Source organism: Streptomyces sp. NPDC048566, from assembly GCF_043199735.1.
Taxonomy (GTDB): Bacteria; Actinomycetota; Actinomycetes; order Streptomycetales; family Streptomycetaceae; genus Streptomyces.
The window spans coordinates 1-12096 of sequence record NZ_JBICWL010000026.1 but is presented as its reverse complement, the minus strand read 5'-3'; the positions used below and the strand labels follow the sequence as shown (position 1 = coordinate 12096).

Here is a 12096-nt window from a genome sequence, read left to right as displayed (position 1 = left end):
GATGCGGGACTCGCCGCCCGTCCGGGGCGCGAGGGCCTCGGCGTCGGCGGGCGCCCCCGCTCGCGCCCGCCGGGATCGGCTTGCACTGTGGGTGGTGTAGCGAGGAGGTGCGGTGCCATGCGCGGAGCACAGGGACCACGGGGTGCGAGGCAGTGGTGCTGGCGCTGGCGGAGGAATCCGCTGCGCCGCCGTGACGACGTCGTCGAAGCGTGGATCGTGCTGGTCGTCTGGACGGTGATCGTGCTGGGCGGCGCCGCGGCCGGACTGGTCACGGCGCGTGCCGCGGGCGACTCCTTCGACCGGCTGCGCGACGAGAGGCACCCGGTGCCGGCCGTGCTGGTCGACGGCACGGGCGCGGCGGTCCCCTCCGGCGAGGGATCGAGCTACGAACAGGTGCGCGCGACGGTGCGGTGGACCGCCGCGGACGGCACGCCGCGGACCGGCCGCGCCCTAGTGGAGTCCGGGCACAAGGCGGGTGCGCACGTCGTGGTCTGGATGGACGACGCGGGCCGGCTCACGGGGGCGCCGCCGAGCGCCGGCGCGGCGGCCACCGAGGCGGGTCTGCTCGGTGCCGGGGCGGCCGTGGCGCTCGGCGGACTGGCCCTCGCGGTCGGCGGACTCGCCCGGTGGCGGCTCGACCAGCGCCGCTACGACCGGTGGGCGCGCGAATGGGAGCGCCTGGGACCGCAGTGGGGGCGCAAGACGCCGTGACGGCGGCCCCGGCCCGGCCGGTCCGCCCGCGACGCGGTCTCCGGGCGGTCCCGCGCCCGGCGCTCCGGAGCGCGTGAGGGTCAGGCCAGCGGCTTGTCCAGCACGGCCTTGCGGTGGCTGAACGTGTCGATGGAGTACCGGCCGTGGTAGCTGCCCATACCGCTCTCGCCGACTCCGCCGAAGGGCAGGTCGGAGACGGTCAGATGGGCGAGCGGCAGGCCGAAGCCGAGCCCGCCGGACGAGGTCTCGGCGGCGATCCGCTCCCGTGTCGTGTCCGACTCGGTGAACACGTAGAGCGCGAGCGGCTTGTCGCGGTCGTTGACGAAGGCGATGGCCTCGTCGAGGCCGGCCACGGTGACGATCGGCAGGATCGGGCCGAAGATCTCCTCCCCCATGACGGGCGACCGCGGATCGACGTCGGCCAGGACGGTCGGGGCGATGTACCGGGCGGAGCGGTCGCTGTCGCCGCCCGTGACGGTGCGTCCGGAACCGAGCAGTGCCGCGAGCCGGTCGAAGTGCCGCTCGTTCACGATCCTGCCGAACGCCGCGGACTCCTTGGGCTCGGTGCCGAAGAGCGCCTCGACGGCCTCGGCGAGCCTCGGCTCCAGCGCGCGGGCGGTCTCGGGGTCGGTGAGGACGTAGTCGGGCGCGACGCAGGTCTGTCCGGCGTTGAGGAACTTGCCGCGTACGAGCCGCTCGGCGACCTGGGCCGGGTCGGTGCCGCGGTCGACGAACGCGGGCGACTTGCCGCCCAGTTCGAGGGCGACCGGGGTGAGGTGCTCGGCGGCGGCGCGCATCACGATCCGCCCAACCGTGCCGTTGCCGGTGTAGAAGATGTGGTCGAACCGCTCGGCCAGCAGGGCCGTCGTCTCGGGGACGCCGCCCTCGACGACGGCGACCGCGTCGGTGTCCAGGTAGCGCGGGACGAGCCGGGCGAGGGCCGCCGAGGTCGCGGGTGCCAGTTCGCTGGGCTTGGCCACCACCGCGTTGCCCGCGGCCAGCGCGCCGAGCAGCGGGGTGAGCAGGAGCTGGACCGGGTAGTTCCAGGGGGCGATGACGAGGACGACGCCCAGCGGGTCGTACCGCGTCCAGGCGGTGGCGTCCGTGCCGAGGTGCGCGGGGACGGGAGCCGGCTCGGGGCGCAGCCACCCGTCGAGGTGTTCCAGGGTGTGGTCGATCTCCCGCACGGTGAAGTCGATCTCGGTGCGGAACGCCTCCGCGGAGCTCTTGCCGAGATCCGTGTGGAGGGCTGCGGCCAGCTCCTCGCCGTGCGTGGTCAGCAGCTCGCGCAGCCGCCGGAGCTGCCCGGTGCGCCACTGCACGGGCGCGGTGCGGCCGGACCGGAAGGTGGCGCGCAGCCGGGAGACGGTGTCGGCGGGCGCTTCGGTGGTCGGGTGGTTCACGGTGCCTCGCTCGTCGGGCGCGGCCCCCCGGGGGGGGCGCGCGGCTCTCCGCGGCCGGCGGCACACGCCGACCACAGCTGGATGTATATGCCAACCTTCTCTCGGGCGGGCGCATTCCGGGTCGGCCCCACTACTTTCCGCGACGCTCCGCTTCGGAGAGTGGCGCCGGCGCCCCGCCGCGCCGCGTGTGTCCGCCGAACGCTCCGGCGCCGGAGGGCGGCGGCCCGACGTCCCGGGAGGGCCGGGCCGCGGCGGTCTCCCGCGGCGCCGGCGGCGCGCGGATGCGAGTGTGTGGCGGGGGTGGACGCGCCGCCTGTGCGCACGCGGGTCCGCCGGTGGACGGTCCGCTCCCGCACCCGCCCCTGACGGAGGGGAGCGTTCGTCACGCGCGACGCCCGCCGCGCATCCGGCGTGCCGCATTCCGCCCCTGGCGTTCCCCCTGGTCCCGCTCACCCGCCCTCCGCCTCCCCGGGAGCGGGAAGATACGACCGGGAAAGTGCGGTGAAACGCCATGGAAACAGCGTGACTTGAGGCTGTGGACCGCAGTGCGGGAGGTCGTCTCCTCCACAGCCCGAGGGGGTTCCATTGTCCAGCGGTACTCGTGTTCCACGGCGCCGGGCGGCAGCCGGCGTGGCCGCCTTCGCGGCCGTCGTCGCGCTCTGTGGGTGCGGCGCCAAGACCGACGCGGACGGCACGTCCGACAAGGCCGCGCGGGCCGACGTCGGCGGTGACACCGTCAAGGTCGGTCTGCTCAACTCGCTGTCGGGCACGATGGCGATCAGCGAGGTGACCGTCCGCGACTCGCTGAAACTGGCCATCGACGAGATCAACGCCTCGGGCGGCGTGCTCGGGAAGAAGATCAGGCCGATCAGCGAGGACGGCGCCTCGGACTGGCCGACGTTCGCCGAGAAGGCGGGCAAGCTGATCCGCCAGGACCGGGTCGCGGCCACCTTCGGCTGCTGGACGTCGGCGAGCCGCAAGGCGGTCAAGCCGGTGTTCGAGAAGAACAGGTCGCTGCTCTTCTACCCCGTGCAGTACGAGGGCCTCGAACAGTCGCCGTACATCTTCTACACCGGCGCCACCACCAACCAGCAGATCGTCCCCGCCCTCGACTACCTCAAGTCCCAGGGCCGCAAGCGCATCTACCTGGTGGGCAGCGACTACGTCTTCCCGCGGACCGCCAACAAGGAGATCACGGCGTACGCGAAGGCCAACGGTATGAAGGTGCTCGGCGAGGACTACGCGCCGCTCGGTTCGACCGAGTTCGGCACCATCGCCAACAAGGTGAAGGCGTCGAAGGCGGACGCCGTCTTCAACACGCTCAACGGCGACTCCAACGTGGCCTTCTTCAAGGAGTACAAGTCCGCCGGCCTGACGGCCGGGAGCATGCCGGTGGTCTCGGTGTCGATCGCCGAGGAGGAGGTCAAGTCGATCGGCGCCCAGTACCTCGCGGGCCAGCTGACGGCCTGGAACTACTACCAGACCACAGCGGGAGCGGCGAACACCCGCTTCGTGAAGGCGTACAAGGCCCGCTACGGCCGGGACAAGCCGACCAGCGACCCGATGGAGGCCGCCTACACCTCGGTGTACCTGTGGAAGGCGATGGTCGAGAAGGCGAAGTCCTTCGATCCCGCGAAGGTCAAGGCCGCCTCCGACGGCATCACCTTCGACGCCCCCGAGGGCGAGGTGACCGTCGACGGCGCCACCCAGCACCTCTACAAGACGGCGCGCATCGGCAGGATCGGCTCCGACGGGCTCATCGAGCAGATCTGGGACTCCGGGAAGCCGATCAAGCCGGACCCCTACCTCAAGGGCTACGACTGGGCGACCGGCCTGTCCTGACCGCCCGTGCCGCGGGGGCCTTCGCGCGAAGGCCCCCGCGTCCCGACTCCCCGGAGCCGCCCCGTGACCGTGATCCTCGGGCAGGTGTTCACCGGCGTCAGCATCGGTGCCGTCCTGCTGCTCATCGCGCTCGGCCTCTCGCTCACCTTCGGCCAGATGAACGTCATCAACATGGCCCACGGCGAGTTCATCATGGCCGGCGCCTACACGACCTACGTCCTGCAGAAGTCCATCTCCAGCGCCGGCGTGTCGCTCGTCGTCGCCCTGCCGGTCGCCTTCCTCGTCTCGGGAGCGCTGGGCGCGCTGCTGGAACGGCTGCTGATCCGTCGCCTCTACCTGCGGCCCCTCGACACCCTGCTCGTCACCTGGGGCGTCTCCCTGATGCTCCAGCAGCTCGCCCGGGACCTGTTCGGCGCGCCCAACGTCCAGACCCGCGCCCCCGACGTGCTCACCGGGAACGTCACCGTGGCCGGCGGCGACGATCCGCTCACCTTCGCCAACAGCCGGCTGTTCATCCTCGCGCTCGCGGTGGCCGCGGTGGTGGCCCTGTCCCTGACCCTCCGGCTGACCCCGCTCGGGCGGCGGATTCGGGCGGTGGTGCAGAACCGGGACCTGGCGGAGGTGTCGGGCATCTCCACCGCCCGGGTGGACCGCACCGCGTTCTTCATCGGCTCGGGGCTCGCGGGGGTCGCCGGGGTCGCGCTCACCCTGGTCGGCCCGATCGGGCCGACGATGGGCACCAACGTCATCATCGACGCGTTCCTGGTGATCGTGGTCGGCGGCATCGGCCGGCTCCGGGGCAGCGTGATCGTCGCGTTCGCGCTCGGCGTGCTCCAGTCGGTCCTCGAATACTCGACGACCGTCAGTGTGGCGAAGGTGCTGGTGCTCGTGGCCATCGTCGCCTTCCTCCAGTGGCGGCCCCAGGGCCTGTACACCCTGCGCACGAGGAGTCTCGTATGACCGCCACCGCTCCCCTCCCCCCGAAGTCGCGCCGGGCGACGGCCGTCCGGGGCCGTCTCGGCGCGGCGAGGCCCGCGGCCGGATTCGCCGCCGCGGCACTGGCTCTGTTCGCCGTCGCACCACTGCTCCTGTCCGACTTCCGGCTCGGCCTGCTCGCCAAGTACCTGTGCACGGCGATGGTCGCGGTCGGGATCGCGCTGGCCTGGGGGCGCGGCGGCCTGCTGACGCTCGGCCAGGGCGTGTTCTTCGGACTGGGCGGCTACGCCATGGCCATGCACCTGAAGATCGCGGACGCCGGCCCCGGGAACCTGCCCGACTTCATGCAGCTGTACGGCACCGCCACCCGCCTCCCCTGGTGGTGGCGGCCGTTCGCCGACCCGGTGTTCGCCCTCGCGGCGACGGTGCTGCTGCCGATGGCGGTCGCGGCCGTCCTCGGCTCGTTCGTCTTCCGGCGGCGGGTGAAGGGCGCCTACTTCGCGATCCTCAGCCAGGCGCTCGCGGCGGCGTTCGCCATCTGGCTGGTCGGCCAGCAGGCCACCACCGGCGGCACCAACGGGCTGACCGACATCCGGGGCTTCTTCGGCTACGCCCTGGACGACCCGGCCAATCAGCGGATGGTGTACTTCGTCATCGCCTCGGTGCTGCTGCTGCTCGTCGCGGCGGCCCGCCAGCTGATGCACAGCCGCTACGGCGAACTCCTCGTCGCCGTGCGGGACTCGGAGGAGCGGGTCCGCTTCCTCGGCTACGACCCGGCGAACGTCAAACTGGTGGCGTACGTGGTCGCGGCGGGTATGGCCGGGCTCGCGGGTGCGCTGTTCGTGCCCGCCGTCGGCATCATCTCCCCGGCACTGGTCGGGATCGTGCCGTCGATCGAGCTGGTCATCGGAGCGGCGGTCGGCGGCCGGGCCAGCCTGGCGGGCGCGGTGCTCGGCGCGATCGGCGTCGCCTGGGCGAAGACGGCCCTGTCGGAGGAGTTCCCCGCCGCCTGGACCTATTTCCAGGGCCTGCTGTTCATCGTCGCCCTGGCGTTCCTGCCGGGCGGACTCGCCTCGCTGGCCGCCGTCGCCAGGCGGCGCCGGGCGGGCCGCGCACTCGCCGGAGAGACGGTATGACGGCTGACCGGGACGACGGGCCCGCGGGGCTGCGGATCAGGGACCTGCGGGTGGCCTTCGACGGGTTCACCGCGGTCGACGGGGTGGACCTGGACGTCCTGCCGGGCGACCTGCGCTTCCTCATCGGCCCGAACGGCGCGGGCAAGACGACGCTGGTCGACGCGGTCACCGGTCTGGTGCGGGCCACGGGCTCGGTGCGCTTCGGGGGCGCCGAGGTCCTCGGGCGGAGCGTGCACCGGATCGCCCGCTCGGGCATCGGCCGCACCTTCCAGACGGCCACCGTCTTCGAGGAACTGACCGTCCTCCAGAACCTGGACATCGCCGCTGGCGCGGGGCGCGGCGCCCTGACCATGCTGCGGCGGCGCAGGCAGGTGCCGGAGTCCGTCGCCCGCGCGCTGGAGACGGTCGGCCTCACCGGTCACGCCGACAGGGCGGCGGGCACGCTCGCGCACGGGCAGAAGCAGTGGCTGGAGATCGGCATGCTGCTGGTGCAGGACGTACGGCTGCTGCTGCTCGACGAGCCGGTCGCGGGCATGAGCCACGACGAACGGCAGTCCACCGGCGAGCTGTTGGGGCGGATCAGCGCGGACCGCACGGTCGTCGTCATCGAACACGACATGGACTTCATGCGCTCCTTCGCCCGCAGCGTCAGCGTGCTGCACGCGGGCCGGGTGCTGAGCGAGGGGACGGTGGCCCGGGTGCAGGCCGACCCGCAGGTGCAGGAGGTCTACCTGGGGCACCGGCCCGCACCGGAACCGGAACCGGGGGCGCCGGCGGCCACCGCGCCCGCACCGAACGCCGTGCGGGAGGCGTGATGCTGGAGATCGACGGCGTCCGGGTCGGGTACGACCGCAGCCTCGTGCTGCACGGCGTCCGGGTCGAGGTGCCCCGGGACGGGGTGACCGTCGTGCTCGGGCACAACGGAGCGGGCAAGAGCACGCTGCTGCGCGCCGCCGTCGGCCTGCTCACACCGCGGAGCGGCGCCGTCCGCCTCGACGGCGAGGACATCACCCGCCGCAGCCCGCACGAACGGGTGGCACGCGGCATGGCCTACGTGCCCCAGGGCCAGCAGGTGTTCCCGCATCTCACCACGGCCGAGAACCTCCGGCTGGTCGCCGACGGACGGCGGCGCGGGCAGCGGGCCGTCACCGAGGCGCTCGACCTGTTCCCGGCGCTGCGCGCGCTCACCGGCCGCCGCGCGGGACTGCTGTCCGGCGGCCAGCGGCAGCAACTGGCCATCGCGCGGGCGCTGGTGACGGAACCGCGGGTGCTGCTGCTCGACGAACCGACCGAGGGTATCCAGCCCTCGGTGGTCGCGGAGATCGAGGAGACGATCCTGTCCCTGTCGGCCCGCGGCGGACTGTCGGTGCTGCTGGTCGAACAGCACGTCGACTTCGCGATGCGGGCGGCCCAGCGGTACCACGTACTGGAGGCGGGCCGGGTCACCTCGTCCGGGGAGGCCGGCCGGGAGGCGGAGCATGCGGTGCGGGAGGCGCTCAGCGTGTGACGCCCCCGCTGCCCCAGGGATGCTCGGGTGCGGCCCGTGCACGCCCGCCGGCGCAGCGTACGGGCCGCGCGGGCGGCGCCCCCTCCCGGCACCCGGGCGCGCCGGATCACGTCCGCCGGCGCGGCGCGCGGGTCGGGGCGACGCCCGGAGGGCCGGCGGTCCCGGTCGCGGGACGGGCCGCGGGCGCGGGACGCGCGCGACCGCTCGGGCGCGCGGACGCGCCGCCACCGGCCCGGCCGGGGCGTCCGCCCGCGAACGGGGCGGTTCGCACGGTCAGTTGTCGACGAGTGCGTCCCGCGTCCGTCGGAGGTGGGCGCGTTCCGCCGCGTTGTCGGTCAGCGCGACGGCGGCGGTGTACGCCGCGACGGCCTCGTCCGTGCGGCCGAGCCGGCGCAGCAGGTCCGCCCGTACGGCGTGGAAGGGCGGGTAGCCGTCGAGACCGAGGTCCGCGACGAGGGCGAGGGCTGCCGCGGGCCCCTCCGTCTCGGCGACGGCGACCGCCCGGTTGAGGGCCACGACGGGGGTGGGCGCGAGGTCCATGAGCTGGTCGTAGAGCCGGACGATCTGCCCCCAGTCCGTGGCGTCCGGAGTCGGGGCGTCGCCGTGCACGGCGTTGACGGCGGCCTGGATCTGGTACGGGCCCGGCCGGTTCCGGCGGAGGCAGCGGCGCACCAGGTCCTGTCCCTCGGCGATCAGGCCGGCGTCCCAGCGGGTGCGGTCCTGGTCGGCGAGGAGGACGAGTTCGCCGTCGGCGCCGGTGCGTGCAGGCCGGCGGGCCTCGACGAGCAGCATCAGCGCGAGCAGGCCGAGCGCCTCCGGCTCGTCCGGCATGAGGTCGGCCAGCAGGCGCCCCAGACGTACCGCCTCGGCGCACAGCTCCTCCCGGCCGCCGTACCCCTCGTTGTAGATCAGGTAGATGACGGCGAGGACCCCGCGGACGCGGTCGGGGAGGTCGGCGTCCCGGGGGACGCGGTACGGGATGCCCGCGTCGCGGATCTTGGCCTTGGCGCGGACGATGCGCTGGGCCATGGTGGACTCCGGGACCAGGAAGGCGCGCGCGATGCGCGGCGTGGTGAGGCCGCCCAGGAGCCGCAGGGTGAGGGCCACCTGTGCCTGCGGGGCGAGCGCCGGGTGGCAGCAGGTGAAGATGAGGCGGAGCCGGTCGTCGCGCACGGGGCCTTCCTCCACGGGTGGGTCCGGGGCCAGCAGGCGCACCGCCTCGGCCTGCCGGGACCGGCGGGATGCCTCGCGGCGCAGCCGGTCGACGGCGCGGTTGCGTGCGGTGGTGATGATCCAGCCGGCCGGGCTCGGCGGGGTTCCCGACTCGGGCCATCGGGCGACCGCCGTGGTGAAGGCGTCCTGGACCGCCTCCTCGGCGAGGTCGATGTCGCCGAGGAGGCGGATGAGGACGGAGACCGCCCGGCCGTACTCGGCCCGGAAGACGGCCTCCACCCCGGCGGCGTCCGGGGTCACCGGTCGTCGGCCTCGTGCAGGAACGGCCGCACCTCGATGGGAAGGGTGGTCGCGAGCGCGGCCTTGCGCCCCCAGGCGAGCGCCGCGTCCAGGTCGGGCGCCGTGATCAGGCAGATGCCGCCCAGGAACTCCTTGCTCTCGGTGTAGGGCCCGTCGGTGACGACGACGTCGCCGTCGCGGGCGCGCAGCACGGTGGCCGCGTCCGGTCCGTGCAGGCCGCCGGCGAACACCCAGGCCCCGGCCTCGCGCAGCTCCGTGTGGAACACCTCCAGGTCGCGGGTGATCGCGCGCAGGATCTCGGGCTCGGGCGGCTCGCCCTGCGGCTGCATCACACTGAGCAGGTAGTACGTCATGACGTGTCTCCTCGGTTGTGGTCGGGCGGTGTCCCACCGACTACACGAACGGGCGACGGCCGGATCGACACACACCGCCAAGCCCGCGGGAGATTCTTCTTCGAGGACCGCCTCGCCGCATCCGCTCGTCGCCGTGGCGCGCCTGCCCGCGCGCGGGCCGCGGACCAGGGCTCGGTCCCGGTCGGCGGCGTCGAGGCGGCGCAGGTGCCCGGGCTCCTCGCGGTGAGCGCGCCGGGGCCCCGCGAGGCCCCGACGCGCGCTCCGTCCGGTCACCGCCCCGGGCGGCCGTCCTGTGACCATCCGATGAGTCACTCGTTTGACGGAGCGGCGTGACACGACGTCAGCTCCGTCGGAAGGCATTCGTTCCATGCCCATCCCCTCGCTACCGCGTACGGTCCTCCGCGGCCGGAGCGCACTCGACCGGGCCGAGTCCGCCCTTGTCGAGGAGTACGGCGACCTGGTGCGTCTCGCGTACCTCACGCTGCCTCCCTCGATGAACAGGCATCGCAGAATCCTGGTCGCCCACTCCGTGGTGCAGCGGTCCCTGCCCGGCGCCCGGGACCGGTATCCGGGGCCGCACGTGCCGACCCCGCGCGGCACGGCCCGCCGGTCCGTGGCCGAGCACGACCGGCTGCGCGCCGCGGTCGTGCGCGCCTCGGTCGCCTACGGGCGGTCGCCGCGCGGCTGGCCCCGCCGCCTGCCGTCGCCGCGCACTTTGCTGCCGGCCCTGCCGGTCGTCTGGGGTCTGCGGCTGTTCCCCGGCGCCGGGGGCGCCGAGGAGATCGCGCTCGGTCAGGCCCTGTCGGGGACGACGGCCGCCGGGCGCGCCGCCTTCGTCCTCGGCAGCGTGGACGGGCGGACCGACACCGCGATCGCGACGCTGCTGCGCGCCGCGGGGATCGCCGATGTCGACGGTGCCCTGCGCTCCGCCGCCCGGCTCGGCGAGAGCGCGGGCGACACGGCCCGGACGCTGCTGAGGTCACGGGAGTTCGACGCCTGCACGGTACGGACCGCGCCCACCGACCTGCTGCGCCGCAGGCGCCGGTTCCGGCTGCTGTGGGGCGCGCTGTCCCTCGTCGTGCTGAGCGCGGTGCTGCTGGTGGTGTCGCTGCCCGGACCCGGCCGGGTGCCGGACGGGCCCGGGCGGCCCGCGGGCGCGTCGCTGCCGGGCCCCGCGGACCTCCTGCGCACACCGGCGGACGCCTGGGCCGACACCTCCCGGGTCGACTTCACGGCGTGGCCGCCGCGCGGCGGCCGCACCGGCGACCGGGACCTGCTGGGCCGGGCGCTGTCCGCCTGGTCCCGGCCCGCCCGCGCCGCCCGGGTGACCAGGACGGCGGCCACCCCGCTCGACCCGCCGCCCCGGACGCCGCGGCTGCTCTACGCGGGGAACGTCGGCGGCGAGGCCGTGGTGCTGCTGCACGACGGACAGCGCGTGGTGCGCTACAGCGAACCACGGGACGCGCCGGGGCGCGGCTCGCTCGCCTTCGCCCGGACCGACGACGCGGACGTGACCACGGCCGCGGCCCTGGTCGTCGGGCGCGGCGCCCGGGGGACGAGGTTCCTGCTCGCTCCCTGGATCGCTGAGGCGGGGACCCGCGACCTGCTCCGGCCGGACGCCCCCGCGCGCCCGGTGGACGTGGCGCCCGACGGCGTCACCGCGCCGGTGGCGGCGCCCACCGCGGGCGCGGCCTGCGAGCACCGGCCGGTGCTCCAGCTGCGGTCGTCCGAGCGCATCGTGGAGCGGCACGCCTTCCTGCTGACCGACCTGGGCGAGCCGTCGCCCGTGCACCTCACGTACACCCCGCCGCCCGGACACGGGACCCCTCCGGCCCGCCGGCCACGGGAGGCGACGGGCACCCCCGCGCTGGTGGCGTGGGCGCACATGGCGTGCGGGCTGGAGACGCTGCGCGGGAGCGGGGTCCGGGAGGTCAACGCCTGGGACTTCGCGGAGCAGAACCTGCCGGAGAACGGCGGGCGCGCCGTCTGGTCCTGCGCGCGGGCCGGCACCTGGCGGGGTCCGGGAGACGTACGGATCATGCTGCGGCTGCCCGCCGCCTCCGCGTCCGCCCCGGCCCGCGACGTGGCGCGGGCCCGGTCCACGGCGGCCTGCAGCCGGTTCGGCCAGCACGTGGTGGCCTCCGCCCACTGGAGGTCGGACGCGGGGCACTGGTACCTGCTGGCCGCGGGCAGCAGGGCCGTCACGCGGATCGAGGTGACCGGCGCGGTCACGGCCCGGCAGGACGGCCGTACGCTCGCCGTGCGGGCTCCGCGGGGCGCGCGGCCCCGGCTGACGGCCCGTCTGGAGAGCGGCTCGTCACTGGCTCCGGTCGGCGGCGGGGCGAGCCGGTGACCCGGTACGGCCCTCCGCCGCGGGGGTCAGTCCTCCTCGCCGGCGGGGACGACCACGAGGAAGGCGTCCGACTTCAGGTCCATCACGACCGTCGCCGGCAGGCCCTCGGTGCGCCGCCGGGCGGCGTACTCCTCGGCGGTCCAGGAACCGCGGGGCGCCCCCGCGGGAAATTGTTCGAGCACCTTCGTCCCCATAGCGGCAGGCACCTCCACCTATGACCTCGGACCCGGAGCAAGGGTCCCGTGGAATGCGGTTGCCCGCGTTTCACCGAGACATGTCAGGTTCGTGAGCCCGTGCAGTTGGTGACCACGTTCGCCGCGGCCACCTTCAGGGAGTTGAGGGCGTAGTCCCACACCGGGATGGTGTCGGCGACGCGCTGGTA

Annotated in this window: 11 protein-coding genes and 1 pseudogene; 7 read left to right on the top strand and 5 right to left on the bottom strand. The window is 74.5% G+C overall.

Features of this window, described 5'->3' with window-relative positions:
- Positions 1-117: 117 nt before the first annotated feature.
- Positions 118-711 carry a hypothetical protein gene (locus ACGFS9_RS27660; protein WP_393256931.1) on the top strand — a complete coding sequence of 198 codons (594 nt, stop codon included), beginning with the start codon at positions 118-120 and terminating at the stop codon, positions 709-711.
- A gap of 80 nt (positions 712-791) precedes the next feature.
- Here ACGFS9_RS27660 and ACGFS9_RS27655 read toward each other — a convergent pair whose 3' ends face one another.
- Positions 792-2114, bottom strand: a complete 1323-nt coding sequence (locus tag ACGFS9_RS27655) for an aldehyde dehydrogenase family protein (RefSeq protein ID WP_393256930.1) — start codon at positions 2112-2114, stop codon at positions 792-794.
- Positions 2115-2744: 630 nt separating this feature from the next.
- Here ACGFS9_RS27655 and urtA point away from each other — a divergent pair.
- From urtA to urtE, 5 genes are all read left to right on the top strand, one after another.
- Positions 2745-3956 (top strand): urea ABC transporter substrate-binding protein, encoded by a 1212-nt coding sequence (gene urtA, locus ACGFS9_RS27650; RefSeq protein ID WP_393256929.1) that lies wholly within the window; start codon positions 2745-2747, stop codon positions 3954-3956.
- Between the two features lie 63 nt (positions 3957-4019).
- A complete protein-coding gene (urtB, locus tag ACGFS9_RS27645; RefSeq protein WP_393256928.1) occupies positions 4020-4916 on the top strand; it encodes an urea ABC transporter permease subunit UrtB in 897 nt (298 codons plus the stop codon).
- On the top strand, positions 4913-6028 hold the full coding sequence (gene urtC, locus ACGFS9_RS27640; RefSeq protein WP_393256927.1) for an urea ABC transporter permease subunit UrtC: 1116 nt from the start codon (positions 4913-4915) through the stop codon (positions 6026-6028). The genes urtB and urtC overlap by 4 nt, the downstream gene beginning before the upstream one ends.
- Positions 6025-6843, top strand: a complete 819-nt coding sequence (gene urtD, locus ACGFS9_RS27635) for an urea ABC transporter ATP-binding protein UrtD (protein WP_393256926.1) — start codon at positions 6025-6027, stop codon at positions 6841-6843. Before urtC ends, urtD begins: the two co-directional genes overlap by 4 nt.
- On the top strand, positions 6843-7535 hold the full coding sequence (gene urtE / locus ACGFS9_RS27630; RefSeq protein WP_393256925.1) for an urea ABC transporter ATP-binding subunit UrtE: 693 nt from the start codon (positions 6843-6845) through the stop codon (positions 7533-7535). The genes urtD and urtE overlap by 1 nt, the downstream gene beginning before the upstream one ends.
- Before the next feature lie 273 nt (positions 7536-7808).
- Here the strand turns inward: urtE and ACGFS9_RS27625 are convergent, their stop codons facing one another.
- Together ACGFS9_RS27625 and ACGFS9_RS27620 are read right to left on the bottom strand one after the other, a co-directional pair.
- Positions 7809-9008, bottom strand: a complete 1200-nt coding sequence (locus ACGFS9_RS27625) for an RNA polymerase sigma factor (RefSeq protein ID WP_393256924.1) — start codon at positions 9006-9008, stop codon at positions 7809-7811.
- A complete protein-coding gene (locus tag ACGFS9_RS27620; RefSeq protein ID WP_393256923.1) occupies positions 9005-9361 on the bottom strand; it encodes a YciI family protein in 357 nt (118 codons plus the stop codon). The genes ACGFS9_RS27625 and ACGFS9_RS27620 overlap by 4 nt, the downstream gene beginning before the upstream one ends.
- Positions 9362-9728: 367 nt before the next feature.
- Between ACGFS9_RS27620 and ACGFS9_RS27615 the strand changes: the two genes are divergently transcribed.
- Positions 9729-11714, top strand: a complete 1986-nt coding sequence (locus tag ACGFS9_RS27615; RefSeq protein ID WP_393256922.1) for a hypothetical protein — start codon at positions 9729-9731, stop codon at positions 11712-11714.
- 26 nt (positions 11715-11740) lie between these two features.
- Here ACGFS9_RS27615 and ACGFS9_RS27610 read toward each other — a convergent pair whose 3' ends face one another.
- Together ACGFS9_RS27610 and ACGFS9_RS27605 are read right to left on the bottom strand one after the other, a co-directional pair.
- Positions 11741-11908 carry a hypothetical protein gene (locus ACGFS9_RS27610; protein ID WP_393256921.1) on the bottom strand — a complete coding sequence of 56 codons (168 nt, stop codon included), beginning with the start codon at positions 11906-11908 and terminating at the stop codon, positions 11741-11743.
- Positions 11909-12000: 92 nt separating this feature from the next.
- Positions 12001-12096: pseudogene (locus ACGFS9_RS27605) on the bottom strand (carbohydrate ABC transporter permease); the annotation flags it as partial.

Coding starts and splice junctions, on each gene's coding strand:
- ACGFS9_RS27620 (WP_393256923.1), bottom strand. CDS start 9,361: ATGACGTACTACCTGCTCAGTGTGATGCAGCCGCAGGGCGAGCCGCCC.
- ACGFS9_RS27610 (WP_393256921.1), bottom strand. CDS start 11,908: ATGGGGACGAAGGTGCTCGAACAATTTCCCGCGGGGGCGCCCCGCGGT.
- urtC (WP_393256927.1), top strand. CDS start 4,913: ATGACCGCCACCGCTCCCCTCCCCCCGAAGTCGCGCCGGGCGACGGCC.
- urtD (WP_393256926.1), top strand. CDS start 6,025: ATGACGGCTGACCGGGACGACGGGCCCGCGGGGCTGCGGATCAGGGAC.
- urtE (WP_393256925.1), top strand. CDS start 6,843: ATGCTGGAGATCGACGGCGTCCGGGTCGGGTACGACCGCAGCCTCGTG.
- ACGFS9_RS27615 (WP_393256922.1), top strand. CDS start 9,729: ATGCCCATCCCCTCGCTACCGCGTACGGTCCTCCGCGGCCGGAGCGCA.
- ACGFS9_RS27660 (WP_393256931.1), top strand. CDS start 118: ATGCGCGGAGCACAGGGACCACGGGGTGCGAGGCAGTGGTGCTGGCGC.